The sequence below is a fragment of the Streptomyces sp. NPDC052064 genome (assembly GCF_055585925.1).
In genome coordinates this window covers 18,716-45,598 of the sequence record NZ_JBVJJE010000003.1, presented here as the reverse complement: position 1 = coordinate 45,598, position 26,883 = coordinate 18,716, and the positions used below count along the sequence as shown (strand labels likewise).

The following is a 26,883-nucleotide window of genomic DNA, read 5'->3' as shown; positions in this document are numbered from 1 at the left end:
TGGCGAGTCGGCGGGCGATCGCCGCTGCCCAAGGATCCGGGCGCGTGGCACACACCTTCGCAGAGCTCGTGGAGAAGCAGCGCGCGGCGGACGAGGCGTACGCCCGCGTGCGGCAAGTGCAGGACGCGTACGGTCCGCCCACCCAGACCAAATGGAGCGGCCGGCAGACCACCACCTGGGAGACCGCCTGGCGCGCCTGGCGCGACCTCGCCCGCGACGTCCAGGCAGCGGTGACCGCGTACGCGAAGCAGGAGGACACGCCCCGCCAGGAGATCGAGGCGCGGGTGAAGGAGGCGGTACGGCACGGGGGCCCCGGCGGGAACGAGGGGTAGCGCCACCCGTTGGGCCGTCCTCGGCCCCGTACCGCCCGGTGACGGCCGCTAGGGTGGCAGACGTGTCGTACGTAGGCCCGGACTTCGAACCTCCCCAGCCCCGCCGCTCCCGCCGCGGCCCCCTGACCGTCGCGCTCGCTGCGCTGGTGCCCGGGGCACTGCTCGGCTGGCTCGTGTACGAGACGGCGGGCGGCTCGGGGGACGGAGGCGGCTCGGGCCGGGCGACCGTGCGGTCCTCCCCGCCCTCCGCGTCGGGCGCGCCCCCCGACGACGGCAAGAAGCCGAGCGCCTCGCCGACGGCATCCTCGGCCTCCGAACCAGCCCCGGCCTCCGGCCCGCTCAAGGGGAAGGTCGTCGTCATCGACCCCGGGCACAACCCGGAGAACTTCCAGCACCCGTCCGAGATCAACCGCAAGGTGAACATCGGGACGAACTGGAAGGAGTGCGACACCACGGGCACGTCCACCAATGACGGTTACACCGAAGCGAAGTTCACCCTGGACGTGGCGCACCGGATGCGCACGCTCCTCGAGGAGCAGGGTGCCACGGTGAAGCTGACGCAGGACGGCGACCGGCCGTACGGCCCGTGCGTGGACGAGCGGGCCCGGATCGGTAACGAGGCGAAGGCCGACGCCGTGGTCTCGGTCCACGCGGACGGCTCGGGCGCCGGCAACCGCGGCTTCCACGTCATCCTGCCCGGCGCGGTCCACGCGGGCGCCGCCGACACCCGCGCGATCGTCGCCCCCTCCCGCGATCTCGGCGAGCGCGTCGCGGGCCGCTTCGTGGCCGTCACCGGCAGCGCGCCGTCCAACTACATCGGCGACGGCAGCGGTCTCGTCACGCGTAAGGACCTGGGCGGTCTCAATCTGTCAACGGTTCCCAAGGTGTTCATCGAGTGCGGCAACATGCGCGATAGCAAGGACGCGGCGTTGCTGACCAGTGGCGCTTGGCGACAGAAGGCGGCGCGAGGGATCTCTGAGGGAATCGTGAGTTTCCTGGGCGGGTAGTCCCGGACCGGCAGATCCCGGCGGACACCCTGATCGGGCGGACGATAGGGTCCTCCTTACGATGAGGGGCCACCCCCGCGCTTCACACCGAGTCCGGACGGCGGCATGGTGACAGCGACGCCTCTACCGACGATGAGACGACCTACGAAGGACCTGAAGTGAATATCCGCTCCCTCACTCGAGGCGACGGCGTGGTGATCGGAGCAGCGGTGTTGCTGTTCATCGCGTCGTTCCTCGACACATACGACGGCCCCGGCAGCGACATCCCCAACGCTTGGGACAACCTCGGCCTGGCGATGAGCATGTACGTCGGTGGCATCATCGGTGCGGTCCTGGTTGTCCTCGCCCGTGCACTGGCGGAACGCAAGGTCGTCGGCCTCGATCTCGGTCAGCTCGGTGTCGCGCTGACGCTGTTTGCCGCTTGGACCTCGTTCTGGACCGTCGTCGACCCGCTGGGCGCGTTCAGCGACAACCTCGGCGGCGCCGACGTCAGCGCAGGTTCCGGGCTCATCCTCGGTCTCATCGCTGCTCTACTGCTCGCCGCCGCCGCCCTCGCCACGCCCCTCGTCCCGGCCCTCAAGGGCGCCCTCCTCCCGGCCCCCCGTCCCGCCGCCCCGCAGCCCTACGGCGCCCAGCCCCCCGGCGGCTACGGCTACCCGGGCGCCCAGCAGCCGGGTGGCTACGGCCAGCCCCAGCCGGGACAGCCCGGGCCGGGACAGCCGGGTCAGCCGTACGGCGGTCAGCCCCAGCCCCAGCAGGCCCAGGCGCCGCAGCCCCCGGCCGGGGACTTCTCGCCGTTCTGGTTCGCGGTGCCGGTGCCGCGGCCGCTGTTCCCCGAGGACGGTTCACCGACGCCGATCGCCGAACTCGCGCCGGGCACCTGGTACCTGGCGGTCGAGCAGCGCGGCGCGGCCCTGGTCGCCCAGACGCAGGACGGCCGCCGTGGTGTCCTCCAGGACACGTCCGGCATCCAGCGCGGCTGAGCCCCTGAACGACGTACGGCCCCTCGCCCTTCCGGGTGGGGGGCCGTTGCCGTACAGTCGCCGCCTGAACTGACGAACCGTCAGGCGACGGACAACCGGAGGCGTCATGCGGCTCGGTCTCGCGCTCGGCTACTGGGGCCGCGGCCCCTCTCCCGATCACGTGCCGCTCGCGCAGGAGGCCGAGCGCCTGGGCTACGACTCGGTGTGGACGGCGGAGTCCTGGGGCTCGGACGTCTTCACGCCGCTCGCCTGGATCGCGGCGCACACCTCACGCATCCGGCTGGGCACGGCGGTCGCGCAGATGGCGGCCCGCCCTCCGACCACGACCGCCATGCACGCCCTCACCCTGGACCACCTCTCCGGCGGCCGCATGATGCTGGGCCTCGGACTGTCCGGCCCGCAGGTCGTCGAGGGCTGGTACGGCCGCCCGTTCCCCTCCTCGCCGCTCACCGCCACCCGCGAGTACGTCGACGTCGTCCGGCAGGTACTGCGCCGCGAGGCCCCGGTCGAGTCGGCCGGCCGCTTCCACTCCCACCCCTACCGGGGCCCGGATGCCACCGGCTTGGGCAAACCCCTCAAGCCGATCACCCACCCGCTCCGCCCGGACCTGCCGATCCTGCTCGGCGCGGAAGGGCCGAAGAACGTCGCCCAGACGACCCGGATCGCCGACGGCTGGCTGCCGCTGTACTGGTCGCCGACCCGGCCGGAGGTCTACGGCCCCGCCCTGCGCGAACTCCCCGAGGACTTCCTCGTCGCGCCCCTGGCCCAGGTCCGGCTCTGCGACGACGTCGCCGAGGGCCTGTTGCCCGTCAAGGCCATGCTCGGCTTCTACATCGGCGGCATGGGGCACGCGGCCCGCAACTTCCACGCCGACCTCATGGCCCGCATGGGGTACGAGGAGGAAGCCCACCACATCCAGGCGTTGTTCCTGTCCGGCCGCCGGGAGGAGGCCGTCCTCGCCGTCCCCGACGCCTTCGCCGACGAGATCTCCCTGGTCGGACCGCGCGAACGCATCGCGAAGCGACTGGAGTTGTGGCGGAAAGGGCCGGTGACCGACCTTCTCGTGCTCGCCCCCGACCCGCACACCCTGCGCGTGCTCGCCGAGCTCAACTCCCGGTGAGCGGCGGCGGTCACCAGAAGATCGCGATCGCCTCCAGCGTCACCTCGCGGGTGTCCTCGCGCCAGCCCGTCATCTTGCCGAGGCAGCGGGCCGTGAAAGTGCCGGCCGGAATCGAACGGCGCGCGTTCCCGGGGGCTACGACGCGCATGTGCACGGGGGGCCGCTCGGCGCCGTACTCGGCCCGCAGGACGAATCCCTCCGCCACGTCCCGCACGCGGGTGAACGCGCCTTTGACCGAGACGAATTCGCCGATGCGGCTCAGGGTCACCGCACGGCCGTCGGCCAGGTTGTCGGCGAGGTTCCGGTTCGGGACGACAGTCAGTGTGGTCAGGTCGGCGTGAACGATGGCGTCGGCCCGGTCGAAGGCCTCCATGACCACGCCGATCACGTTGATCGGTTTGTCCTTGCGTACGAACTTGCGGAACGTCTCCTGGCTGACGTCCCGCTTCAGCCGGAACCGGAACAACCACGCCAGTACCCGGCTCCAGAAGCCGACACTCGTGTCGACCTTCGTCCGCAGCTCGACGGCCTCCTCCAGCGCGGACCGGTAGTTGCCGAGCTCGTACAGGTCCATCACCGCCTGCTCGTCGAGGTACAGGCAGATGCTGTACGCCGACTGCCAGCGCCGCATGCGCCTGCGCCGCTCCCTGGCATGGCGCACCAGGACCACCGCGAGCACCACCGCGCCGGCGGCCGTCACCAGCCAGACCGTCATCCACGGCCACCAAAGGCTCCACCACAGTGCGTCAGTGACAGCCACGGATCTCCTTGAAAGCCTCGGAAAGGGACGAGCCGGCGGCATCCACCATCCGTCCGCCCGTCCGCGCCGCCGCGCGCCGCAGTTCGCCTGCGTCGGCCTCGCCGAAGTGGACGGGGTAGGTGTGGACGGCGGCGCGCACGGCCGCGGGCAGCGCCTTGTGACGGCGTACGAACGCCGCATAGGACAGGCCCGTGTTGTTCTCGCCGTCAGTCATCAGGACCAGTGAGACGGAGCGGTCGGGGTCGGCGGCCAGTTCGCGGGCGGCGGTGCGGTAGCCGCGGTCGAGGGCGGACCATACGGCGGTGGCATCGCCGTAGCCGCCCCTGGCGACGGTGTCGGCGAGGGCTGTCAGGTCCTTCGGGCCGGTGACGGTGACGGTCTTCTCCTCCAGCACTCGGCCGCCGAACCGGACGACGGTCAGCCGCTCGCCCCGGTAGAAGCGGGTGAACTTGCCGGAGGCGGAGAGGTCCGCGCCACTGAGCCCGGCGAAGGCCTCCCGCAGGGCGGCCATCCGGGCGCCGCGCATCGAGCCGGAGAAGTCGAGCAGGAAGACCACCTGGCTCGTGGTGCGGCGGTCGGGGTCACCGTAGTCCGCCAACAGGGTTTCGACGACAGCGGGCCGGTCGGGGTAGAAGAGCGCGTTGCCGACCGGTTCGCGCAGCCGCGCGTCCCGGGTGACCGTCGTGTTCACGGGGCGGCGCAGGGCGTGCTGCATGATCTGCCGCTGCACCGAGTCGCGCCGCAGCCACTGCGTGACCTTGTCGTACGCGGTGCGGTGGACCGGGTTCAGCAGGAGCAGCGGGAAGTCCGCCAGGACCATGCCGTCTTCGGGGCGCACGACCTCCAGGCGTTCGTCGAGGCGGTCGGTGGCGTTGAGGGCGAGCAGATCGGACTCGTACGTGATGAGGGCGTTGGCCTCGTCCTGGTGATCGACGTAGGAGTCGACGAGGGCGGGGCCGGTGTCTGCGGTGAGGGTCTGGCCGGAGCGGAAGCCGCGCAGCCGGTCGCAGGAGACGTCCTCGGGGCGCAGCGCGGCTCCGGTGCCGGCCGCGGCGGTGGCGACGCCGACGAGGGCGGCGAGCCCGGCGCCGGCGTGCCGGGGGTCGGCCATGCCGAAGCGGACGGTGCCGGTGGCGGCGGCGTCCGCGATGTCCGCCCAGGTGAGCCGGGAGCCGGGCACCCGGGCGCGAAGCTTCCGTGCCACGTCCGGCTTCAGGCCGATGACGACGGGGGACGTCATCGTGGGCGTGCGCTGCAGCCCCCGGGTCGCGCTCTTGTCGGTGAGGCGCAGATAGCGGTCGGAGGAAAGCCACGCGAGGTCGTACCTGTCGCGGTCCGGGGTCTTCGTCTCGGCGTCGGCCCGGTGGTCCAGGCGCAGGTCGACACCGGTCTCGTCCTTCAACTCTCCCAGCAGCGGGGCCAGTACGGCGAGGTCGGGACTGGCGAGCACGCGCAGCCGGACCGTGCCGTCGCCGTCGTCGCCCGAGCAGGCGGTGAGCAGGGTGGTGACGAGCACCAGGCAGAGCGCCAGCAGGCCCGCGCCGCGCCTCACCGGCTGCCCGTCCGGTCCGGGCAGTCTCCGACGATCTCGATCATCTTCTCCAGCAGGGGCAGGCTGGGCAGGACCGCCCGGGTGTCGTCGGAGGAGGTGGTGGGCACCGGGATCTGTCGCTCGGTGAGGAACCGGGTGAGTTGGTCGCTGGTCGCGCCGCTGGTGGCGTTGCGGGCCCGGAAACCCAACTCCATGGCGCGGTGCTGGAGTTCGGGGTCCTTGCTGACCAGTTCGCCGAGCCGGGCGCCGTCGCCGGTCAGCGCGACGAGCTGGGGTTCGGTGACGAAGCGTGCGGACGGGTAGAGAAGGACGCGCTCGTCGTCGGTCGCGCCCTTCTCGGCCTCGTGCCCGATCTGGTGGGCGAGGAACTGGTGCTCGTAGATCACCGAGATCGGGGCGATGCTCGGCCCGTCGGGGGACAGATACGTTTCGGCCCGTTCGGAGGACGGCAGGCCCTGCTCGACGAGGAGCGGCTTGATCTTCCGGGCGAGTTGCTCGGCCTCGGCCTCGTTGTCCGGCGCGTCGTTCCCGTGCTCGACGAAGGCCACGAGTCCGAGGTAGGTGCCGGCGGAGTTGGACTCGCAGATGTCCGAGGTCTGGGCGAGGATCTTGTTGCCGTTGCGGACGCGCTTCTTGTCGTCGATCTCGTTCCAGCGGTAGCCGTCCTTGGGATCGCGCTGGACCCCCCTGTTCTTACCGCGAGCACTCTTGCCGCTCGCGAGATCGAGGAACTTCCGCATGTCGAGGGTGTAGTACATCGGCCGGTCGCCCGGGCCCGGCAGGCGCTTCGCGACGCCTTCCGTCCTGAGCACCTCGGCGTAGTCCCGGTAGGTGGCCAGCACGATGGGGCTGACGAACGGGCGGTACAGCAGCACCGGACGGTTCGCCCGGGCGCGCTCCCGGCTGATCAGGTCGGCGGCCGGCTGGCCGGAGGGGAAGACGACGTCGTACCCCTCGTAGTCCTGCTTGGCGATCTCACGCGAGCCCATGTTGGTGATGTGCACGCGGAAGCCGTGCTTCATGAGCAGCCGCTCGACCACGGGGTCCTGGAAGAAGTCCCTCTTCGAGGCCATCTTGGCCTCTATGGTGACCACCTGCCGCAGCGGCAACAGCAGGTTCCCGGAGGTCACGAGCAGGACCAGACCGATGACCGGGACGGGCAGCGCCAACGCCAGCGCTCTGCGCAGACGTCGGCGCGGGGGTCTGGTGACGGTTAACCGCGGCTCTTCGGTAGCGGGTCTGTTCGCGGGCACCTGTGTTCTCCCCCCGTGACACCTGCGTTCTCCCCGTGTGGCCGGGCCAGGATCGTCGGTGATGCCGGTGTACCCCGAACGACGCTTCCGGGAACGTCGGTTGAACGTAGGAAGAAGCGGCACGGCGGAGGCCGGTGGGCGCGACGCACCGGGCAGGGTTTGAACCAGGCCGCACGGGCTACCCGGTTGACATGTCCCCTCGATATCGCAACGGCGCGAATCAGGCCGGCACGATCATCGCGGTCGTGGCCGACGTCATGGCCCTCATCCTGGGCCTGTGGATTCTGATGTACCTACTGGACGCGAACCGGGCGAACGACTTCGTCCAGTTCATCCACGACGCGGCCCGCTGGCTGGCGGGTTGGTCGCACGACCTCTTCACGTTCGACGAGGCCTGGGCCCGAGTGGTCGCCGGCTACGGCCTGGCGGCGGTGGTCTACCTGTTCGTGGGCCACGCGATCGCCAATCGCGCACACCGGCACTGAAAATGCCGTGAGGGGCTCGTCCCTCAGGGGCGCGGGGCTGCGTCGACATGCGGCTCCGCCGCGTGGGCGCGACAAGCCACACACAACCCGCGCCCGCCGCACCCGGCACACCCCCGAGCTCTCAGGCGCAACACTCCGAGTCCAGCCCCACAGGCAGACCCTCTCCGCCGAAGACCCGACACGTGGCCTCATGGCCACCGAGCGCGGCCACGGCCAGCAACAACGACCCCGCGGTCCACGTGGTCAACTCCCGCGGCCAGATCGCGTCGTCCTCGAAGACATACCCGGTCCAGTACAGGCCGCTCTCCGGATCCCGCAGGTGCTGGATCGACTGGAGCACCTCCAGCGCGCGGTCCGACTCCCCCGTCGCCCAGAGCGCCAGCGCCAGTTCCGCGGACTCGCCCCCCGTCACCCACGGGTTGGGGACCACGCAACGCACCCCCAGCCCCGGGACGACGAACCGGTCCCAGTCCTCCTCTATGCGGGCCTTGGCCTCCGCACCGGTCAAGGCACCGCCGAGCACGGGGTAGTACCAGTCCATCGAGTAGCGGTTCTTGTCGAGGAACCGCTCCGGATGCCGGCGTATCGCATGCCGCAGCGCGCCCGCCGCCAACTCCCAGTCCGGCTGCGCCTCTTCCCGCTGTTCGGCGATCGCCAGGGCGCAGCGCAGCGCGTGGTGGATGGAGGAGCTGCCGGTGAGCAGGGCATCCGCCGTGTCCGTGCCGTCGTCGTCGCGCCGCCAGCCGATCTGCCCGCCCGGCTGCTGCAAGCGCAGCACGAACTCCACCGCCGCGTACACCGCCGGCCACATCCGCTCCAGGAAGGTGTCGTCGCCGGTGGAGAGGTAGTGGTGCCAGACGCCCACGGCTATGTAGGCGACGAAGTTGGTCTCCCGGCCCCGGTCGGTGACCTCGGCGAAGTCCCCGTCCGCATAGGCCGCGTACCAGGAACCGTCCTCGTTCTGGTGCCGGGCCAGCCACAGGTAGGCCCGCTCGGCCGCCTCGTGCTCACCGGCGGTGTCGAGGGCCATGGCCGCCTCGACGTGGTCCCACGGGTCGAGGTGGTGGCCCCGGAACCAGGGGATCGCGCCGTCCTCGCGCTGCACGGCGAGGATGCCGGCGACGGTTTCGGCGGCCTGCCCGGCGGTGAGGACCCCGGGCAGGACCAGGTGTTCCGTCCGGGGAGTCGTCACTTGGCGTCCGCCCCGTTGTCGGAGAGACGCGGCAGGTGCGGCTTGGTCGCGTACGCCACGAAGCTCTTGCCGATCAGCGGGTTCAGCGCCTGCTCCGCGACCCGGGTGGCCAGCGGTTTCTTCATGATGTCCCAGACCAGGAGCTTGTGGTACGCCCGCACGGGCAGCGCCTTGTCGTTGTCGACGCCGAACGCGCACTTCAGCCACCAGTACGGGGAGTGCAGCGCGTGGGCGTGGTGGGTGCCGTAGGGCTCGAGCCCGGCCTCGCGGATCTTCGCGAGCAGCTCGTCCGCCTTGTAGATGCGGATGTGGCCTCCCTCGACCTCGTGGTAGGCGTCGGACAGGCTCCAGCAGACCTTCTCGGGACCGTAGCGCGGGACGGTGACGGCGATGCGCCCGCCGGGCTTCAGCACCCGCACCATCTCCGCGAGGACGCCCTTGTCGTCCGGGATGTGCTCCATCACCTCGGAGATGATCACGACGTCGAAGGACTCGTCGGGGAAGGGCAGCGCGAGGGCGTCGCCCTCCATGGCCGTGGCGGTGGCGCCCTCGGGGGCCTCGCCCGCCTCCTTCATCGCCGCGAACCACTTCGCGACCTCGCGGATCTCCTCGGCGTTCTGGTCCAGCGCCACGACCTGCGCGCCGCGCCGGTAACACTCGAACGCGTGCCGGCCGGCACCGCAGCCGAGATCCAGGACACGGTCGCCCGGGGCGAGCGGGAACCGGGAGAAGTCGACGGTCAGCACGTGGCCCTGCTTTCGGAGTTGACGCCTTCTACATCTGTGGTGGCCGCGGAGACGGCACCCGCGGGAGCCGCGGGACGGCCGGGGGCCAGGGGCGCCTGATCGGTGCCCGCCGCGGGGCGGTCGGAGGCCAGGGGCGTCGTGTGGTCACCGCCCCCCACGGAACGGTCCCTGGGCGCTGCGGAGCGGCCTGTTTCGCCGCCCTCGGACCTGGCGATCGCCTCGCGGTACCGCGCCACCGTCCCTTCCGCAGCCCTGGCCCACGTGAAGTGCCGCAGTACCCGTTCCCGCCCGGCCGCTCCGAGCCGCGCGCGCAACTCCGCGTCGCCCAGCAGCCGGCCCAGCCCCGCCGCAAGTGCCCCCGAGTCCCCCGGCGGCACCGCCAGGCAGGTCTCCCCGTCCCGGCCTGCGACCTCGGGGATCGCCCCACCGGTCGTGGCGAGCAGGGGCGTCCCGGTCGCCATGGCCTCGGCGGCCGGCAGCGAGAAGCCCTCGTAGAGCGACGGCACGCACGCGACCTGCGCCGAGCGCACGAGGTCGACGAGTTCCGCGTCGGAGATGCCCTTGACGAACTCGACGGCGCCGTCGAGGCCGTACCGTTCCATCGCCTGGGCGACGGGGCCCTCGGCCGGACGCTTGCCGACGACGACGAGGTGGGCGGCGGGGTGCTCGGTGCGGACCTTGGCGAGGGCCTCGACAAGATGGACCAGACCCTTCAGCGGCACGTCCGCGCTGGACGTCGTCACGATCCGGCCCGGCACGACCGGCACGGAGGCGTCCGGCGAGAACAGGTCGGTGTCGGCGCCGATGTGGACCACGTGGATCCGGTCCTGGCGTACGCCGAGGTGGTCGACGATCTCCTGGCGGGACGTGCCGGAGACGGTGAGCACGGACGGCAGCCGCCGCGCGACGCGCTTCTGCATGCGCGTGAAGGCGTACCAGCGTCGCACCGAGCAGCGCCGCTGCCAGCCCTCCGCCGCGTCCAGCTCCAACTGCCGGTCGACGGTGATGGGGTGGTGGATCGTGGTCACCAGGGGCGCGCCCACGTCTCCCAGCAACCCGTACCCGAGCGTCTGGTTGTCGTGGACGACGTCGAACTCGCCCCGGCGGGCACGCAGATGGCGGCGGGCGCGCAGCGAGAAGGTGAGCGGCTCGGGGAAGCCGCCGGTCCACATGGTCGCGACTTCGAGCGCGTCGATCCAGTCCCGGTACTCGTCACGCTTCGGTGTGCGGAAAGGATCCGGCTGGCGGTAGAGGTCGAGGCTGGGCAGCTCGGTGAGGCTCAGCCCGTCGTAGCCCTCGTCGAGCACGGGATACGGCTGTGCGCCGATGACCTCGACCCGATGGCCGAGGCGGGCCAGTTCGCGCGAGAGATGCCGGACGTAGACGCCCTGGCCGCCGCAGAACGGGTTCCCTTTATAGGTGAGGAGCGCGATGTGGAGCGGTCGCGAGCCGTCGGCTGCGGGGCCCTCCGGAGACCCGGCTTCCCTGGCCTCAGCGGTCACTCTGGGCCCCCTTCTCCCTGCTCTGTCCCGCGAGATTACGCCGGGACGCTAATCTAGAACAAGTTCCAGACTTGATCGTTCGGAGGCTCTGAATCTACCGGCAGGTAGGGGCGCTGTGACCAGTGGATCAGGTGATTCACGCCACGGCCGACGCCGTGCCATGCTGTCTGATCACTCGTCCTCACGGACGGTCACGGAACGGGCCCGACCCATGCCCGCGGAAGCCAAGGTGAGCGCCAAGGTGAACAAGGTGGCCAAGGTGGATGCCAGCGCCGCAGCCTCCGCCTCCCCGCCCCTGACGGAGCGACAGGAGGCCCGCCGTCGCCGCATCCTGCACGCGAGCGCACAGCTGGCCAGCCGGGGCGGTTTCGACGCCGTGCAGATGCGCGAGGTCGCGGAGTCCTCGCAGGTGGCGCTCGGCACGCTGTACCGCTACTTCCCCTCCAAGATCCATCTGCTGGTCGCCACCATGCAGGACCAGCTGGAGCACATGCACGGCACGCTGCGGAAGAAGCCCCCGCAGGGCGAGACGGCGGCCGAGCGGGTCGCGGAGACGCTGATGCGGGCCTTCCGCGCCCTCCAGCGCGAACCCCATCTGGCCGACGCGATGGTCCGCGCCCTCACCTTCGCCGACCGCAGTGTGAGCCCGGAGGTCGACCAGGTCTCGCGGCAGACGACGGCGATCATCCTGGACGCGATGGGGCTGGAACGCCCCACTCCGGAGCAGCTTTCGGCGGTCCGGGTCATCGAGCACACCTGGCACTCGGCCCTCATCACCTGGCTGTCGGGCCGCGCCTCCATCGCCCAGGTCAAGATCGACATCGAGACGGTGTGCCGTCTGATCGACCTGACGGCACCCCCGGCCCCCTGACACACCAAGGACCTACGAGACGGGTTCCCTTCGCCGGCATGGTCCGGATCAGGTTCTGGGGGTCGCCTTCCGGTCGCCTGACCTCGCGGCCCTGCGCCTTCCGGCCTCTCAGCCCTACCGTCGCAGTCGGCACCGGCGGAAGCCGAAGCTTCCTGCCAGAGTCGGCCAACTCCGGTCGGACTCCCTCACTCGTCCCGTAGGCCACTTCCCAGGCTAGAACTTCTGGCCGCGAAGAGAAGCCCCTGTGCGGGATTTTTTACCTAAATATCCTGAGTAGCCCATATGCCCCCTTGAGGCCCCGGTCGCCGCGACGAAACACCGGGCCGGAAGGAACATGAGGGAGACAAAGTGACTTTTCGGGCGGAAGTGAAAGGGCAACCCCATGCCGAAGTACCTCTTCAAGGTGAAGCTGACCCCGGACGGACTGAAGGGTCTGCTCAAGGAAGGCGGGAGCTCGCGGCGTGACGTCGTCGGGCGCATGGTCGAGGGCCTCGGAGGCCGGGTCGAGACGATGTACTGGGCCTTCGGCGACGACGACGTCTACGTCACGGCGGAGCTGCCGGGCAACACCTCCGCCGCGGCCATGGGCATGGTCGTCTCGGCGGCGGGCGGGGTCCGCACGAGCACGGTCGTCCTGCTGTCGGCCGAGGAGGTGGACGAGGCCGTCCGGCAGCAGGTGGACTACCGGGCACCCGGCGCCTGACGCCCCCCGGGGCCGCCCCGCCGGCGACTGACGGATCCCGAACCGGCCGCCCCACCGGCGCGACGGACCCCGAACCAGCCGCCCCACCGGCGCCTGACGGCCCCGTATCGGCCGCCCCCGGCGCCTCACAGACGCCGGGGGCGGCGGCTGCCCCTACTCCTCCGGCGGGAACACCGGCTCCCCGCTGTCCCCCAGCGTGATCGTGATCGCCTCCACCGGACAGCTCTCCGCCGCCTCCAGCACCCGCTCGTTCGCGTCCGTGTCCGGGTCGACCGGATGGGACTGCCGGGCGGAGTCCAGGCGGAAGCCGTCCGGCGCGTGGTGGAGGCACTGGGCGGAGCCGATGCACAGGGAGCGGTCGACCTCGACGTGCCAGCGGTCACCCATCCCTACGCCGCCGGCAGGTGGATCATCTTGTGCTCCAGGTACTCGCCGTATCCCTCGGGCCCGAACTCCCGCCCCAGGCCCGAGTTCTTGTAGCCGCCGAAGGGGCCCAGCATGTCCAGGCTGAAGGTGTTGACCGAGTACGTGCCCGTACGGACCTGGCGTGCGATCTCGATGCCGCGCTCGACGTCCGCGGTCCAGACGCTGCCGCTCAGCCCGTAGTCGGAGTCGTTGGCGATCTTCACGGCGTCTGACTCGTCGTCGTAGGGCAGCAGGCAGATGACCGGGCCGAAGATCTCCTCGCGGGCGATGCGCATGGAGTTGTCGACGTCGCCGAAGAGGGTCGGCTCGACGTACCAGCCGCGGTCGAGGCCGGCCGGGCGTCCGCCGCCGGTCAGGATCTTCGCGCCCTCCTCCTGTCCGATGCGGATGTAGTCGAGGTTGCGCTGCTGCTGCCGCCTCGCCACCAGCGGGCCCACCTGGGTGGCGGGGTCCAGCGGGTCGCCGACCGTCAGCGCGCCCGCCGCCGCGGCGAGGGCGTCGGCGAACTCGTCGTAGCGGGAGCGCGGCAGGAGGATGCGGGTCTGGGCGACGCAGGCCTGGCCGTTGTTCATCCAGGCCGCGGGGGCGATGCCCGCCACGGCCGTCTCGACGTCCGCGTCGGGCAGGACGACGGCCGCCGACTTGCCGCCCAGTTCGAGCGTCACGCGCGTGAGGTTGCGGGCCGCCACCTCCATCACGCGCTTGCCGGCCGCGACCGACCCGGTGAAGGACACCTTGTCGACGCCTGGGTGCCCGACCAGGTACTCGCTCACCTCCCGGTCCGCGGGCAGGATCGACAGCACGCCCTCCGGCAGCCCGGCCTCCTTCGCGATCTCGCCGAGCAGGTACGCGTCCAGCGGCGACTCGGGGGAGGGCTTGAGCACGGCCGTGCAGCCGGTGAGCAGCGCGGGGGCGAGCTTGGCGGCGGCGACGAACTGCGGGACGTTCCAGGGAACGACGGCGGCTACGACCCCGACGGGCTCACGCCGCACGAGGATGCGGCCGAGCACGCCGTCGCGCCGCTCCTCGTACGTGAAGTTCCGCGCGACGGTGATCGCCGAGTCCCAGACCATCACCGCGCCGAGGGCCTGGGCGAGGACGCTCCAGGAGTACGGCGAGCCGTTCTGGCCGGAGATCACGCGGGCGATCTCGTCGTGCCGGGCGGTGATCCCGTCCTTGATCCTGCCCACGACCTCGATCCGCTCGTCGAGGCTCATGCGCGGCCAGGGCCCCTCGTCGAAGGCCCGCCGGGCCGCTCCCACGGCCCGGTCCACATCCGCCGTCGAGGCGTGCGGGACGCGTCCGATGACCTCTTCCGTGTGCGGCGAGATCACCTCGATGACGCCCTTGCCCAGGGGGTCGGTCAACTCCCCGCCGACGAACAGCTGTCCGTGTTCCACGAGCTCGGTCATGGCCGACTGCCTTCACATCTGACGGTGTTTCAGAAACTGATACCAGTTCTCGTTAAAGTAGTCCACGGACATGACGAGAATGCCCCTGACCAGCGGTTTCCCGGTGTGCACTCGGTGGCGGCTGGGCATTCATGCTCTGCCGCGCGATAACCTGCCGCAGCCAGATGCCCGGTGGGCAGCGTCGTGGGGGGGGCGCCACAGTGTGGCACGAACTCGTTGCCCGGTATGCGTGGGCCAGCGCGATCGAGATCGACTCCTATACCGCCTCCGTCACCGTCAGCAAGACCGAAGACGAGGTGCCAGGTCGCCAGGGCCGGGGCCAACGTCATAACGGTCGAATGTGGCTACCACGGAAGCATCACGGAGATCGCCCAACCTGCCTCGGTCTGCGGTGAGTTCTTCAGCATCTACAGCAACGTCAACGCCCGCTACCAGGTGATGCACGCGGTGAACGGCCGCGTCGATGGCGCCTTCGACCCGTTCGAGATGGAAGGCGCGGCCTGGATGAATCCCAAACCGCAGCTACCCCCTTGGGCACAAGAGGCGACCTTCCACCTCGGCTCCATCGAGGCCAAGTCCGTCGCGCTGGTGGAGCGCACCATGGGCGTGGCATTCGACCCGGTGTGTCTTGAGATCCCGCTCCGTACTGTCCCTCTGCCAGCACCCGCGGCGCTCTTCGGTGACTTCGAGGCAGCCTGGCAGGCATAAGCACTGGCAGCCGCCGACGGGGATGACAGCCGTCTCGGTTTCCGTCTCATTCAGCACCGTTTGTCTCGAGCAGGACGCACCGGCTTCAGCGCAAGGCTGGTTCCAGCCACCGCAGCACCCCTCTGTACCCCCAATCGTGGACGGTTGGGGGTACAGCTGCGTCTGCCCAAGGAAGGGGTCAGGCAGAGCCGAACGCTACTTCAACCCCCCTGGTTACAGGGGTACTTGTTGGAATACCCGAACCTCCTACCGCGTCTCGCAAAGGTGCTCCAGAGGCCTTCGAGAGACGAAAGTTGCCCCCTGCGCAGGGGGCAAATCGCCAATCCCGGCACAATGGTTGGCAGTTCCGACGGCCTGAACCCAGGCCCACACAGAGGAGCCCCCATCCCGGCAACGGTTCCTACGCCACTGGCCGGAGGGGGGCTCCTGTGCAGCCGCCCATCCATCACCAAAAGACAGAGGGGGAGCACATGAATGATGGTAAACCTCGCGCAGACAGGACATATACGAGGCTCCGAGCGTGGACCCGGCGGGCATGGACTGTCAGCCTCCAAGATCTCAACAACGAGGCTCTCCGAGGCGCCGCCTACCAAGCGGGGAGTGGAGTGGTCACAGTTCTGATCCTCTGGATTACAAGCCGGCGCTGACTCGATGCGCCCAACTCCCTTAGTGATCGCGTGTGTCTAATTGCGTGACAACGACCGCGTACGTTGGCGTCCGTCCACGCACGTTCAGGGACAGTCGGCGCAGAGCACCTCGCCTCTCCCCGACCCTACGAGATTGCTTCGGCCGAAGAGAGGTCGTGGGTTCAAATCCCACCACCCTGGCAGTGAAACACCAGGTCAGGGGCCTGATCCGCTTAGCGGGTCGGGCCCTTGAGTGCTTCCAGGGCCGTTATCGAGTCTCCATTCGAGCCGGGGCGGTTCAGTCATCCTCATCGTCGTGGATCATCATCAGGGCCGGAAACTCCCCGTCTACGACTGTGCGTCGCGCCACCACCAGCAGCCCCGAGGGGAAGACACCAGCAGGGCACGGCCAAGTGATGTCCGGTTGCATCGATCCCATGCCCGCATCCTCCTCCACGGCTGGAGGCCCGCCACGGGCCTGAGCAATTTCGCCCGACTTCTGCGCGACTACCACGATGCCTGCGAGAGCTTTTCACCTCCGCCAGGCGCGACCTGGTCCACGGACGCAGGTGTCTCCGGGGCCGACGAGGTTGTCTGCCATGGGGACTTCGGCCCCTGGAACGTCGTCTGGCAGGGCAACCAACCGGTGGGAATCATCGACTGGGACTTTGCTCGCCCGGCGCCACGCTTGCAGGACGTGTCCTACGCGTTGGAGTACGTTGCCCCGTTCCGCGACGATGCCGAGTGCCTGCGCTGGCTGCACTACCCGGCGCCGCCCAACCGCCGTCTGCGGCTGGAGCACTTCTGCAGTGCGTACGGTCTTGACTCGACCGTGGGGATCGTCGACGCCGTCATAGCCAGACAGCAGGACAATGCCGACCTCGTGCGCCGGCTGGCCGAGCAGGGGCACGAGCCCCAGGCCACGTGGGCCGCTGACGGGCTGCTGACCGAACTTGACCACAGGATCGACTGGAGCAAGGCGCACCGACATCTGGTCGAGTAGCCGATTCGCCCGTCACCGACCGTACTTCTGGCCGTCAGAGTGTCGCCATATCCTGCCGTCCCTGGGGAGCTTCTCCTGACCGCTGTCGTCGTGGACGGCGCATGCAGTTACGCAACAGCTCTTAGTGTGTCTCGCCGGCGGTAGCCTGCATCATCACCTCCACCCCAGAGCTGGCTTCTGACATCCACGGCTGACATCAACGTTGCCGGACGGAGGCACACGCCACCGTCTCCGTGCAGACATCAGCACAAGTCAGCCCAACAACCAACAACGTCAGTCGACTTGGGCAACCTTTGTAACCAGTTCTCGTTATAGTGGGCAACGGCCGTGGAACGGAGGGCAGATGCAGAGCAGCCAGGACCGCGAGCCCGCACCGGCGGTGTACGACCACGGCGGAGGCGTCCGGTCCCTCCGGGTCCCCATCCCGGACAACCCCCTCGGCCACACGCTGGTGTACGTCGTCGACACCGACCGGGGTCCGGTACTGATCGACACCGGCTGGGACGACCCGGCGTCCTGGGACACGCTCGCGGCCGGCCTCACGGCGTGCGGCACCTCGGTCGCCGAGATCCACGGCGTGGTCGTCACTCATCACCACCCGGACCACCACGGCCTGTCCGGCCGGGTCCGTGACGCGTCCGGCGCGTGGATCGCGATGCACGCGGCGGACACCGCGGTCGTACGGCGGACCCGCGAGGCCCGCCCCGAGCGCTGGTTCTCGTACATGACGGCCAAGCTCACCGCCGCCGGTGCGCCTCAGGAGCACATCGCCCCGCTGCGCGCGGCCCGGCCCCGCACCCTGCCCGGCCTCTCCCCCGCCCTGCCCGACCGCGACATCGCCCCCGGCGAACTCCTCGACCTCCCCGGCCGCCGCCTGCGTGCGATCTGGACCCCGGGACACACCCCGGGCCACGTCTGCCTCCACCTGGAGGAGACCCACCCCGCCCAACTCCCGGGCTGCGGACGCCTGTTCTCCGGCGACCACCTGCTGCCCGAGATCACCCCGCACATCGGCCTCTACGAGGACCCGGACGACGCCACAGTCACCGACCCCCTCGGCGACTACCTCGACTCCCTGGAACGCGTGGGCCGTCTCGTCCCCGCCGAGGTGCTCCCGGCCCACCAGCACCCGTTCCCCGACGCCGCCGCCCGCGTGCGCGAGCTGCTCGCCCACCACGAGGCCCGCCTCACCGCCCTGCTGACCCTCCTCGCCGAGCCGCTCACGCCCTGGCAGCTCGCCGAACGCATGGAGTGGAACCGTCCCTGGGACCAGATCCCGTACGGCTCCCGGAACATCGCCGTCTCGGAGGCCGAGTCCCATCTGCGCCGCCTGGTCAAGCTCGGCCGAGCGGAGGCGGTGCCGGGAAGCGAGCCCGTGACGTACGTGGCGGTGCAATGAGGTGGCAAACCCGGCGGAGGACAGGCCGCCGGGGTGCTGCGAAACAGCCATGGGCCCCATGGAACGCCTCGTCGCCGAACGCGCCTGCGAGCGCCTGATCATCGACTTCGTCCACCGGCTCGACCTCGGCGAACCCTCTGCCTTCGCCGGCCTGTTCGCCGAGAACGGCGTCTGGCAGTGGCCGGAGGACGGGCCGCCGGTTCAGGTCGGCCACTACGAGGACACGTTCCACAGGGCCGACGGCACCTGGCTGCTCGCCTCACGGATTCCCCACCTTCCCCTCGGCGGACCCACACCCCTGCGGAACTTGCCTGTGTCATAAGGCACTTGACCTTTCTGAGCGCCCCCTAGGATGGGCGGACACAGCGCTCGTACGCGTGCACAGTCGCGTCACCGCGGGGAGACATGCCCATGGACACCGAAGAGGCCGCACGTACCACGACCGGCAGCGGGGCCCTGGGCGACCGGGCGGCCGGGCCCATGGTGCCGCGGCTGGCCCTGGGCGCCCGGCTCAGGCGACTGCGCGAGGAGCGGAGCATCGGCCGTGCGGACGCGGGCCATGTCATCCGGGCCTCCTCGTCCAAGATCAGCCGAATGGAGGCCGGCCGTCACGGGTTCAAGCTGCGGGACGTCGCCGATCTGCTCACGCTCTACGGCGTCACGGACGAGGCCGAGCGCGCGACCCTGCTGGCGCTGGCCGAGCAGGCCAACACCCCCGCCTGGTGGCAGTACTACAGCGATGTGGTGCCCGCCTGGATGCAGACCTACCTCGGCGCCGAGCAGGCGGCGAGCGTCATCCGCTGCTTCCAGGTCCAGCGCGTTCCGGGGCTGCTCCAGACCGCCGACTACGCACGGGCGTCCATCCGGCTCGCCCACCCGGACGCCGGTGCGGAGGAGAGGGAACGCCGGGTCGCGCTGCGGATGACCCGCCAGCGGATTCTGCACCGGCAGCCGGCGACCCGGCTGTGGGCCGTGATCGACGAGGCGGCGCTGCGGCGCCCGGTGGGCGGCCTCGCCGTCATGCGTGCCCAGCTCAGGCATCTCATCGAGATCTGCGGGCTTCCGCAGGTCACGGTCCAGATCCTGCCGTTCCGCACCGGGGGCCACGCGGCGGAGGGCGGCCCGGTCACGATTCTGCGCCTGCCCGGCGGTGAGTTGCCCGACGTGGTCTACCTCGAACAGCTCACCACCGGCCTCTATCCCGACCGGCCGGCCGAGATCGAGTGCTACTGGGACGCGATGAACCGGCTGGTGGTCGAAGCCGAGTCACCGGACGAGACTCCGACCATCCTGCACCGCATCCTTCAGGAGACCTGAGCCGGGAGGATCCGAGCGGATCAGCGCTTGCGGGCGACACCGCCGTACTGGTGCACCTCCGCGGGAAGGTCCAGCGCCGCCGCGTCGGGACGCCAGCGCGAGCAGGAGGCCACGCCCGGTTCGAGCAGTTCCAGACCGTCGAAGTAGCGGGCGATCTGCTCGGGGCTGCGCAGGATGTACGGGAGCGAACCGCCCTCGTTGTACTGCTGGATGGCCCGGACGTAGTCCTCGCTGGTGTCGGTGCTGTCGTACTGGACGAGGTAGCTGCCGGAGGGCAGGGCGTCCACCAGCTGCCGCACGATCGAGCGGGCCTCGTCGTGGTCCTCGATGTGGCCCAGGATGCCCATCAGCATGAGGGCGACGGGCCGGTCGAAGTCCAGCGTCTTCCCGGCCTCCCGGATGATGGTGGCCGGCTCGCGCAGATCGGCGTCGACGTAGTTGGTGACGCCTTGCGGGGTGCTGGTGAGCAGCGCGCGGGCGTGGGCCAGCACCAGCGGGTCGTTGTCGACGTAGACGATCCGGCTCTCCGGGGCCACCCGCTGGGCGATCTGGTGGGTGTTGTCCACGTTGGGCAGCCCGGTGCCGATGTCCAGGAACTGGCGGATGCCCTCTTCGGCGGCGAGATGGCGGACAGCGCGGGCGAGGAAGTAGCGGGCGGCGCGGGCTCCGGTCTCGATACCCGGGAAGATCTCGCGAAACGCGTCACCGGCCACGCGGTCGACTTCGTAGTTGTCCTTCCCGCCCAGCCAGTAGTTCCAGATCCGGGCCGAGTGCGGCACCGAGGTGTCGATCTTGGCGAGCGGCTCCTGCTCGGAGTTCTCCACCTGATCAGTCATGGACGCTCCTGCGTGTGGTCGTGGAGGCCCACGTTAGCTTGTCGGTCAGCTTGTTTGCCTCTCAGACAGGATCAACTCCTCGGCTGCACCCAGTAGTTCGACTTCCGCCCGGCTCATCGTCGGGTTGGCTGAACGACGGCGCAGGGCCTCTGTCAGGGCGGGCCGGGTGCAGGAGGACGGGCCGGCGAGGAGAGCGGACAGCATGGTGCGGGCCGGGATGGAGAGGGGATCGTCGGCGACGGCGGCCTGGGCGAGGATCACCGCGGACGTCGCCCAGTCCAGGGCCGGGTCGCCCTCCTCGGTGTTCGACCAGTCGATGACGCGGGGCCCGTCGGGGGTCAGGATCACGTTCTCCGGGTGCAGGTCCAGGTGCAGGACGCGGACGGCCGGGTCGGCGGAGCGCAGGGCGGGGATGGTGTGGAGGTGGCGCAGCAGCCGGGCGAGGATCGAGCCCGCCTCGGTCACGTCCAGCGTGCCCGCCAGGCAGGCCTGGAGCATGGTCGGGCCGGAGAGCCGTTCCATCACCAGGTCGGTGCGCGAGCCGGAGGGGCGGACCCGGGGCACCGGGTAGCCATGGGTGTGCACGTGCTCCATCACCGCGCCCTCGCCCGCCGCGTCTCCCCCGCCCTCCCGCTCGCGCCGCAGCACCCACGCCTCGCCGAGCTCGTACACGTCGGCGCGGCGGCCCGAGCCGAGCAGTCTCCCCGGTGGTGTCGTCGGCATGGGCCGAAGCTACCCGGCCCGACCATCGCCCTCAGCCCGTTTTGGACGTGCGGGTACAGTTAACAGGTCGTCATCACACCCGTACGGGGGGAAGCCGGTGCAATTCCGGCGCTGACCCGCAACCGTATACCGCCCGCCAAGGCGGTGAGCCGGATCACCCCGTACGGTTCGTGACCGGCTCACGTGCCCGGCAGCCCGCCGGTGCACGGCACCGTCGAGGTATACGGAGCCGAGCCGCCGGGGGTGCCCCGTGCTGTCCGGCTCCCCCGCAGGGAGAGGCACCCGCCGATCATGAACGTCCGCCGCAGCGCCGCGGTCCTGGCCGCCGTCGCCGTGATCGGGGCCGCCACACCGGCCGCCGCCGACCCGTCCCCTTCTCCGTCCCAGGCATTCCCCTCCGCCCTGTACGGCGGCAAGGATCCCAAGTTCGACGGCGTCTGGCGTCAGTCACTCGCCCTGCTCGCGCAGGACACGGCAGGTGTGAAGCCCGCGGCGAAGGCCGTGGAGTGGCTGGTGCGCCAGCAGTGCGCGGACGGCTCGTTCGCCCCGTACCGTGCCGAGCCCACCACCGCGTGCGACGCCAGGACCATGGTCGACACGAACCAGACGGCCGCCGCCGTCCAGGCCCTCACCGCCCTCGGTGGGCACGACGCCGTCACCGGCAAGGCCGTCACCTGGCTGAAGTCCGTCCAGAACAAGGACGGCGGCTGGGGTTATTCGCCCGGCGGCGCCAGCGACACCAACTCGACGTCCCTCGTCATCGGCGCGCTGACCGCCGCCGGCGAGAGGCCGGAACAGGTCGAGAGGGGCGGCAGGTCGCCCTACGACGCGCTGCTGAAGCTGGCTCTCGGCTGTGACGGCGACGGCGCGGGCGCCTTCGCGTTCCAGCCGGACGAGAAGGGCAAGCCGGTCGCCAACGCGGACGCCACGGCGGCGGGTGTGCTGGGTGCCCTGGGCAAGGGCATGGTGGTGAAGCCCGGTGAGAAGACGGAGACGACCGAGGCGACGAAGGGCGAGGCCTGCGAGGACAAGAAGACGCCGGAGCAGGCGGCGGCCAACGGAGCCGTCTACCTCACCAGGGCTCTCGCCAAGGACGGCCACCTCACCTCGGCCCTCGCGGGCTCGGACCCCCAGCCCGACTACGGCAACACCGCCGACGCGGTCGTCGCGCTCGCCGCGCAGGGCGACACCGGGCAGGCGGAGAAGTCCCTGCGCTGGCTGGAGAAGAACTCCGCGACCTGGGCCGCCCAGAACGGTCCCGCCGCCTACGCCCAGTTGGTCTTCGCCGCCCACGCGACGGGCACGAACCCGCGCGACTTCGGCGGCGCCGACCTGGTGAAGCAGCTGAACGCGACGGGCCCGGCCCCGCAGACCGCCGAGAAGACCCAGGCGGCGGAAGACAAGAGCGACTCGGACTCGGGCCCCTTCGGCGTCTGGTGGTACGTCGGTGTCTGCCTCGTCGCCGGTGTCGGCATCGGCTTCCTCTTCAGCGGCCGCAGGAACAGGCGGCAGTTGTGATCCGCCGGGCCGTTCTCCTTCTCCTGGTCTCGCTCCTGCTGTGCGCGGGAGCGGGCCAGGCCCAGGCCGCCGGGTACCGGTACTGGTCGTTCTGGGACCGCGACGGCGACCACTGGGTCTACGCCACCCAGGGCCCGTCCATGACCCGGCCCTCGGACGGCGACGTCCAGGGCTTCCGCTTCACGGTCAGCGAGGATTCCGAGGACGCGGCCCGACCGCGCGGCACGGCCGACTTCAAGACGATCTGTGCGAAGACGCCCGCGCGGGAGGACGGGAAGCGGGTGGCCCTGCTCCTCGACTTCGGCACGACGACGGACGCGCCCTCCGGCGAAACGCCACCCGCGCCTCGAACGGCCTGCGCACAGGTGTCCCCCGACGCGACGACGGCAGAGGCCCTCGCGACGGTGGCCAAGCCGCTGCGCTACGACACGAACGCCCTGCTGTGCGCCATCTCGGGCTACCCGGAGAAGGGGTGCGGAGAGCAAGTGGCCGGGAAGCAGAAGCCGTCCGGACAGAAGAAGAACACCTCGGACGACGGCCCGTCCCTCGGCCTGGTGGCGGGAATCGCCGTGGTGGCGGTCCTGGGCGGGGCAGCGATCTGGCAGGTACGGCGGCGTGGCCAGTCCTAGCCGCGGCTCATCCCTCCACCCCGGCGCCTGGTGGCTCTGGTCCCTCTCCCTCGGCACCGCGGCCACCCGCACCACCAACCCCCTCCTCCTCTCCCTCCTCATCGCGGTCTCCGCCTACGTGGTAGCCACCCGCCGCCCCCACACCCCCTGGTCCCGCTCCTACGGCGCCTTCGTCAAACTCGCCCTCGCCGTCCTGCTCGTCCGCCTCCTCTTCGCCACGGTCCTCGGCTCCCCCATCCCCGGCACGCACACCCTCCTCACCCTCCCCGAAGCCGGCCTCCCCGCCTGGGCCCAGGGCATCCGCGTCGGCGGCGAGGTCACCGCCGAGGCCCTCGCCTTCGCCCTGTACGACGGCCTGAAGCTGGCCACCCTGCTCATCTGCGTCGGCGCCGCGAACGCCCTGGCGAACCCCTCCCGCCTGCTCAAGTCCCTCCCGGGCGCCCTGTACGAGATGGGCGTCGCGATCGTCGTGGCCCTCACCTTCGCGCCCAGCCTGATCGCCGACGTCCAGCGCCTCCGCTCCGCCCGCCGCCTGCGCGGCCGCCCGGACAAGGGCGTCCGGGGCCTGCTGCAGGTGGGCCTGCCGGTCCTGGAGGGCGCGCTGGAGCGCTCGGTGTCGCTCGCCGCCGCGATGGACGCCCGCGGCTACGGCCGTACCGCCCGGGTCCCCGCCGCCGTCCGCCGCACCACCGCCGCCCTCACCCTCGGCGGTCTGCTCGGCGTGTGCGCCGGAACGTACGGTCTGCTCACCGCCGAAGGTGCCACCTACGGCGTCCCGGTGCTCCTCGCGGGCCTCGCCGCCGCCCTCGCGGGTCTCCGGCTCGGCGGACGGCGGTCGCTGCGCACCCGGTACCGCCCCGACCGCTGGGACGTGCGCGCCTGGCTGGTCGTCGCCTCCGGCGTGGCGGTCGCCGCGCTCCTCACGCTCGCCGCCGCCCGCGATCCCGCGGCCCTGCATCCGGGTGTGGTCCCTCTCGTGGCCCCCACGCTTCCCCTCTGGCCCGCGGCGGCCGTCCTGCTCGGTCTGCTGCCCGCGTTCGTCGCCCCCGACCCCAAGGAGCCGTCGTGATCCGCTTCGAGGATGTGTCCGTGACGTACGACGGTGCCGCCGAACCCACCGTCCAGGGCATCGACTTCGAGGTCCCGGAGGGTGAACTGATCCTCCTCGCCGGCCCGTCCGGTGTCGGCAAGTCCACCGTCCTGGGCGCCGTCAGCGGGCTCGTCCCGCACTTCACCGGCGGCACCCTGCGCGGCAGGGTCACGGTCGCCGGCCGCGACACCCGCACCCACAAGCCGCGCGAACTCGCCGACGTCGTCGGTACCGTGGGCCAGGACCCCCTCTCCCACTTCGTCACCGACACCGTCGAGGACGAACTCGCCTACGGCATGGAGTCGCTGGGCCTCGCCCCGGACGTGATGCGGCGCCGCGTCGAGGAGACGCTCGACCTGCTCGGCCTGGCCGGCCTGCGCCACCGTCCCATCGCCACGCTCTCCGGCGGCCAGCAGCAGCGCGTCGCGATCGGCTCGGTCCTCACGCCGCACCCGAGCGTCCTCGTCCTGGACGAGCCGACCTCCGCGCTCGACCCGGCCGCCGCCGAGGAGGTCCTGGCGGTCCTCCAGCGGCTCGTGCACGACCTCGGCACGACGGTCCTCATGGCCGAACACCGCCTGGAACGCGTCCTCCAGTACGCCGACCAGGTCGTCCTGCTGCCGGGCCCGGGCGCCGCCCCCGTGCTGGGCCCTCCGGCAGAGGTGATGGCCGTCTCCCCAGTGTATCCACCGGTGGTGGCTCTGGGCCGCTTGGCAGGCTGGTCCCCCCTGCCGATGACCGTCCGCGACGCCCGCCGCCGAGCATCAGACCTACGCCGACGACTTGAGGTTCGGGAGGGCATCGCCCATCAGGGGCGCGGGGAACTGCGCGACAAGCCACACACAACCCGCACCCGCAAACGCTCCGAGCCCCCGACCCCAGTAGGCGCACTCCGCTCACTCTCGGTCACCCGCGCCCGCATCCAAGCCCTCCGCGGCATCGACCTCACCATCGCCCCCGGCGAGACGATCGCCCTCATGGGCCGCAACGGCGCCGGAAAGTCCACCCTCCTCAACTCCCTGGTCGGCCTCGTCACTCCCACCGCGGGAACCGTCCGGGTCGGTGAAGCGATCCCCCACCGCACACGCCCGAAGGACCTCGTCCGCAAAGTCGGCCTCGTCCCGCAGGAACCCCGCGACCTGCTCTACGCCGACACCGTCGCCGCCGAGTGCGCGGCGGCCGACCAGGACGCGGCCGCGGAACCCGGCACCTGCCGCGCCCTGGTCACCGAACTGCTCCCCGGCGTCAGCGACGACACTCACCCCCGGGACCTCTCGGAGGGCCAGCGGCTCGCCCTCGCCCTGGCCGTGGTGCTGACCGCCCGGCCTCCGCTGCTCCTGCTGGACGAGCCGACCCGCGGCCTGGACTACGCGGCGAAGGCCCGCCTGGTCGCGGTGCTCCGAACCCTCGCCGCCGAGGGGCATGCCATCGTGCTGGCCACGCACGACGTGGAGCTGGCCGCCGAGATCGCCCACCGGGTGGTGCTGCTCGCCGACGGCGAGGTGATCGCCGACGGCCCGACGGCGGACGTCGTGGTCTCCTCCCCCTCCTTCGCCCCGCAGGTCACCAAGATCCTGGCGCCGCAGCACTGGCTCACGGTCTCCCAGGTCCGCGCGGCCCTCCACGAGGCCGGCTGATGGATACCCGGAGCACCCCCCGGCGGCAGGCCCGGGCCGTCCGCCTCGGCCCCCGCTCCGTCGCCGCCCTGGCCCTCGTCAGCGCCGTGGGCGTCGTCGCCTTCGGCTGGCCGTTCCTGACTCCGCCCACCTCGCGGCTCAGCGCCCACGCGCAGGACGCGCCCTGGCTCTTCGCGGGCCTGCTGGTGCTGCTCGTCGCGGTGGTGGCCGCGGCGATCTCGGAGTCCGGGATCGGCCCGAAGGCGGTCGCGATGCTCGGCGTGCTGGCCGCCACGGGCGCGGCCCTGCGGCCGATCGGCGCCGGTACCGCCGGTATCGAGCCGATGTTTTTCCTGATGGTGCTGAGCGGGCGGGTCCTCGGCCCGGGGTTCGGGTTCGTCCTCGGCTCGGTGACGATGTTCGCGTCCGCGCTGCTCACGGGCGGGGTGGGCCCGTGGCTGCCGTTCCAGATGCTGGCGATGGGCTGGTTCGCGATGGGTGCGGGCCTGCTGCCGGGCCCGGACCGGCTGCGTGGCCGGGCGGAGCTCGTGATGCTCGCGGCCTACGGCTTCCTCGCCGCCTTCGCCTACGGCACGGTCATGAACCTGGCCGGCTGGCCCTTCATGAGCGCCCTCGCCTCGAACGTCGCCTTCGACCCGCACGCGGCGGTCGGCACCAACCTGGCCCGTTTCCTCGCGTACTGCCTGGCCACCTCGCTGGGCTGGGACCTGGGCCGGGCCGTCGTCACGGTCGTACTGACGCTCACGCTCGGCCCCGCGGTCCTCCGGGCGCTGCGCCGCGCCACCCGCCGGGCGGCCTTCGAGACGCCGGTCACGTTCGACGCGCCCCGGACGTGAAGCCCCCCACATGACCCACGTCACGTACGAAGCGGGGCCGTAGGGACAAGCCCCGGTCACGGGACCGGCCTTCCCCGCGCATGCGACCACATCTAGTAAATGGGCTCATTGCGGGCGCCTGGCGCGCCTGCTTCTCTGGCCAGGCCCACCCCCCAAGACCGAAGGCGGCGGCCCCCTGATCCCCGGGGCCGTCGCCTTCGCCATGCCCGGCCGGGCA

The 26,883-nt window shown here is 71.0% G+C and carries 27 protein-coding genes and 1 riboswitch; of the genes, 17 read left to right on the top strand and 10 right to left on the bottom strand.

Annotated elements, in window-relative coordinates; genetic code table 11:
- The first annotated feature begins 44 nt into the window (after positions 1 to 44).
- From ACZ6TU_RS08110 to ACZ6TU_RS08095, 4 genes are all read left to right on the top strand, one after another.
- On the top strand, positions 45 to 332 hold the full coding sequence (locus tag ACZ6TU_RS08110) for a hypothetical protein (RefSeq protein ID WP_467680662.1): 288 nt from the start codon (positions 45 to 47) through the stop codon (positions 330 to 332).
- Positions 333 to 394: 62 nt separating this feature from the next.
- Positions 395 to 1,339 carry an N-acetylmuramoyl-L-alanine amidase gene (locus tag ACZ6TU_RS08105; protein ID WP_469547432.1) on the top strand — a complete coding sequence of 315 codons (945 nt, stop codon included), beginning with the start codon at positions 395 to 397 and terminating at the stop codon, positions 1,337 to 1,339.
- Positions 1,340 to 1,497: 158 nt separating this feature from the next.
- Positions 1,498 to 2,322 (top strand): hypothetical protein, encoded by an 825-nt coding sequence (locus tag ACZ6TU_RS08100; RefSeq protein WP_467680658.1) that lies wholly within the window; start codon positions 1,498 to 1,500, stop codon positions 2,320 to 2,322.
- A gap of 106 nt (positions 2,323 to 2,428) precedes the next feature.
- The gene (locus ACZ6TU_RS08095) at positions 2,429 to 3,442 is read left to right on the top strand and encodes an LLM class F420-dependent oxidoreductase (RefSeq protein ID WP_469547429.1); all 1,014 of its coding nucleotides are present in this window, start codon (positions 2,429 to 2,431) and stop codon (positions 3,440 to 3,442) included.
- Between the two features lie 10 nt (positions 3,443 to 3,452).
- Here the strand turns inward: ACZ6TU_RS08095 and ACZ6TU_RS08090 are convergent, their stop codons facing one another.
- The 3 genes from ACZ6TU_RS08090 to ACZ6TU_RS08080 are packed head-to-tail and all read right to left on the bottom strand — an operon-like array spanning position 3,453 to position 6,923.
- Positions 3,453 to 4,202 (bottom strand): hypothetical protein, encoded by a 750-nt coding sequence (locus ACZ6TU_RS08090; RefSeq protein WP_469547428.1) that lies wholly within the window; start codon positions 4,200 to 4,202, stop codon positions 3,453 to 3,455.
- Positions 4,189 to 5,754 carry a vWA domain-containing protein gene (locus tag ACZ6TU_RS08085; protein ID WP_469547426.1) on the bottom strand — a complete coding sequence of 522 codons (1,566 nt, stop codon included), beginning with the start codon at positions 5,752 to 5,754 and terminating at the stop codon, positions 4,189 to 4,191. The genes ACZ6TU_RS08090 and ACZ6TU_RS08085 overlap by 14 nt, the downstream gene beginning before the upstream one ends.
- Positions 5,751 to 6,923 (bottom strand): hypothetical protein, encoded by a 1,173-nt coding sequence (locus ACZ6TU_RS08080; protein ID WP_467680650.1) that lies wholly within the window; start codon positions 6,921 to 6,923, stop codon positions 5,751 to 5,753. The genes ACZ6TU_RS08085 and ACZ6TU_RS08080 overlap by 4 nt, the downstream gene beginning before the upstream one ends.
- A gap of 275 nt (positions 6,924 to 7,198) precedes the next feature.
- Here ACZ6TU_RS08080 and ACZ6TU_RS08075 point away from each other — a divergent pair, with 275 nt between their 5' ends.
- Complete coding sequence (locus ACZ6TU_RS08075) at positions 7,199 to 7,492, top strand: hypothetical protein (RefSeq protein ID WP_086601747.1); 294 nt, start codon at positions 7,199 to 7,201, stop codon at positions 7,490 to 7,492.
- 121 nt (positions 7,493 to 7,613) lie between these two features.
- Here the strand turns inward: ACZ6TU_RS08075 and ACZ6TU_RS08070 are convergent, their stop codons facing one another.
- From ACZ6TU_RS08070 to ACZ6TU_RS08060, 3 genes are read right to left on the bottom strand one after another with little or no spacing between them, the layout of a single operon-like run.
- The gene (locus ACZ6TU_RS08070; RefSeq protein ID WP_469547425.1) at positions 7,614 to 8,684 is read right to left on the bottom strand and encodes a prenyltransferase/squalene oxidase repeat-containing protein; all 1,071 of its coding nucleotides are present in this window, start codon (positions 8,682 to 8,684) and stop codon (positions 7,614 to 7,616) included.
- Positions 8,681 to 9,430 (bottom strand): class I SAM-dependent methyltransferase, encoded by a 750-nt coding sequence (locus ACZ6TU_RS08065; protein WP_469547423.1) that lies wholly within the window; start codon positions 9,428 to 9,430, stop codon positions 8,681 to 8,683. The genes ACZ6TU_RS08070 and ACZ6TU_RS08065 overlap by 4 nt, the downstream gene beginning before the upstream one ends.
- Positions 9,424 to 10,932, bottom strand: a complete 1,509-nt coding sequence (locus ACZ6TU_RS08060) for a glycosyltransferase family 4 protein (RefSeq protein WP_469547421.1) — start codon at positions 10,930 to 10,932, stop codon at positions 9,424 to 9,426. The genes ACZ6TU_RS08065 and ACZ6TU_RS08060 overlap by 7 nt, the downstream gene beginning before the upstream one ends.
- Before the next feature lie 211 nt (positions 10,933 to 11,143).
- On the opposite strand from ACZ6TU_RS08060, the gene ACZ6TU_RS08055 reads away from it, so the two are divergent.
- On the top strand, positions 11,144 to 11,803 hold the full coding sequence (locus ACZ6TU_RS08055) for a TetR family transcriptional regulator (protein WP_469547419.1): 660 nt from the start codon (positions 11,144 to 11,146) through the stop codon (positions 11,801 to 11,803).
- Positions 11,804 to 12,185: 382 nt separating this feature from the next.
- A complete protein-coding gene (locus tag ACZ6TU_RS08050; protein ID WP_467680640.1) occupies positions 12,186 to 12,506 on the top strand; it encodes a GYD domain-containing protein in 321 nt (106 codons plus the stop codon).
- A gap of 153 nt (positions 12,507 to 12,659) precedes the next feature.
- Here ACZ6TU_RS08050 and ACZ6TU_RS08045 read toward each other — a convergent pair whose 3' ends face one another.
- Together ACZ6TU_RS08045 and ACZ6TU_RS08040 are read right to left on the bottom strand one after the other, a co-directional pair.
- A complete protein-coding gene (locus ACZ6TU_RS08045; protein ID WP_086847019.1) occupies positions 12,660 to 12,893 on the bottom strand; it encodes a 4Fe-4S domain-containing protein in 234 nt (77 codons plus the stop codon).
- Positions 12,894 to 12,895: 2 nt separating this feature from the next.
- Positions 12,896 to 14,344 (bottom strand): aldehyde dehydrogenase, encoded by a 1,449-nt coding sequence (locus ACZ6TU_RS08040; protein ID WP_469547417.1) that lies wholly within the window; start codon positions 14,342 to 14,344, stop codon positions 12,896 to 12,898.
- A 447-nt stretch (positions 14,345 to 14,791) separates the two neighbouring features.
- Between ACZ6TU_RS08040 and ACZ6TU_RS08035 the strand changes: the two genes are divergently transcribed.
- The 5 genes from ACZ6TU_RS08035 (at position 14,792) to ACZ6TU_RS08015 (ending at position 19,397) form a co-directional block, all read left to right on the top strand.
- Positions 14,792 to 15,052, top strand: a complete 261-nt coding sequence (locus ACZ6TU_RS08035) for a hypothetical protein (protein WP_467680634.1) — start codon at positions 14,792 to 14,794, stop codon at positions 15,050 to 15,052.
- Positions 15,053 to 15,994: 942 nt separating this feature from the next.
- Positions 15,995 to 16,681, top strand: a complete 687-nt coding sequence (locus tag ACZ6TU_RS08030) for a phosphotransferase (protein ID WP_469547416.1) — start codon at positions 15,995 to 15,997, stop codon at positions 16,679 to 16,681.
- A gap of 343 nt (positions 16,682 to 17,024) precedes the next feature.
- Positions 17,025 to 18,080, top strand: a complete 1,056-nt coding sequence (locus ACZ6TU_RS08025; RefSeq protein WP_469547414.1) for an MBL fold metallo-hydrolase — start codon at positions 17,025 to 17,027, stop codon at positions 18,078 to 18,080.
- A 49-nt stretch (positions 18,081 to 18,129) separates the two neighbouring features.
- The gene (locus tag ACZ6TU_RS08020; protein WP_467680628.1) at positions 18,130 to 18,402 is read left to right on the top strand and encodes a nuclear transport factor 2 family protein; all 273 of its coding nucleotides are present in this window, start codon (positions 18,130 to 18,132) and stop codon (positions 18,400 to 18,402) included.
- Positions 18,403 to 18,491: 89 nt separating this feature from the next.
- Positions 18,492 to 19,397: a DUF5753 domain-containing protein gene (locus ACZ6TU_RS08015; protein ID WP_469547412.1), complete on the top strand. Its 906-nt coding sequence runs from the start codon at positions 18,492 to 18,494 to the stop codon at positions 19,395 to 19,397.
- A 20-nt stretch (positions 19,398 to 19,417) separates the two neighbouring features.
- Here ACZ6TU_RS08015 and ACZ6TU_RS08010 read toward each other — a convergent pair whose 3' ends face one another.
- Both ACZ6TU_RS08010 and ACZ6TU_RS08005 read right to left on the bottom strand, forming a co-directional pair.
- Positions 19,418 to 20,233, bottom strand: coding sequence for an SAM-dependent methyltransferase (locus tag ACZ6TU_RS08010; protein ID WP_467680624.1), 816 nt, complete (start codon positions 20,231 to 20,233; stop codon positions 19,418 to 19,420).
- 45 nt (positions 20,234 to 20,278) lie between these two features.
- The gene (locus tag ACZ6TU_RS08005) at positions 20,279 to 20,956 is read right to left on the bottom strand and encodes a phosphotransferase (RefSeq protein WP_467680622.1); all 678 of its coding nucleotides are present in this window, start codon (positions 20,954 to 20,956) and stop codon (positions 20,279 to 20,281) included.
- Positions 20,957 to 20,990: 34 nt separating this feature from the next.
- Positions 20,991 to 21,107, top strand: a riboswitch (cobalamin riboswitch).
- Between the two features lie 140 nt (positions 21,108 to 21,247).
- Between ACZ6TU_RS08005 and ACZ6TU_RS08000 the strand changes: the two genes are divergently transcribed.
- The 5 genes from ACZ6TU_RS08000 to ACZ6TU_RS07980 are packed head-to-tail and all read left to right on the top strand — an operon-like array spanning position 21,248 to position 26,666.
- Complete coding sequence (locus ACZ6TU_RS08000) at positions 21,248 to 22,474, top strand: prenyltransferase/squalene oxidase repeat-containing protein (protein ID WP_469547410.1); 1,227 nt, start codon at positions 21,248 to 21,250, stop codon at positions 22,472 to 22,474.
- A complete protein-coding gene (locus ACZ6TU_RS07995; protein WP_467680618.1) occupies positions 22,471 to 23,103 on the top strand; it encodes an SCO2322 family protein in 633 nt (210 codons plus the stop codon). Before ACZ6TU_RS08000 ends, ACZ6TU_RS07995 begins: the two co-directional genes overlap by 4 nt.
- On the top strand, positions 23,090 to 24,172 hold the full coding sequence (locus ACZ6TU_RS07990) for an energy-coupling factor transporter transmembrane component T (protein WP_469547408.1): 1,083 nt from the start codon (positions 23,090 to 23,092) through the stop codon (positions 24,170 to 24,172). Before ACZ6TU_RS07995 ends, ACZ6TU_RS07990 begins: the two co-directional genes overlap by 14 nt.
- Positions 24,169 to 25,830: an ABC transporter ATP-binding protein gene (locus tag ACZ6TU_RS07985; protein WP_469547406.1), complete on the top strand. Its 1,662-nt coding sequence runs from the start codon at positions 24,169 to 24,171 to the stop codon at positions 25,828 to 25,830. Before ACZ6TU_RS07990 ends, ACZ6TU_RS07985 begins: the two co-directional genes overlap by 4 nt.
- Positions 25,830 to 26,666: an ECF transporter S component gene (locus ACZ6TU_RS07980; protein WP_469547404.1), complete on the top strand. Its 837-nt coding sequence runs from the start codon at positions 25,830 to 25,832 to the stop codon at positions 26,664 to 26,666. Before ACZ6TU_RS07985 ends, ACZ6TU_RS07980 begins: the two co-directional genes overlap by 1 nt.
- Positions 26,667 to 26,883: the final 217 nt, after the last annotated feature.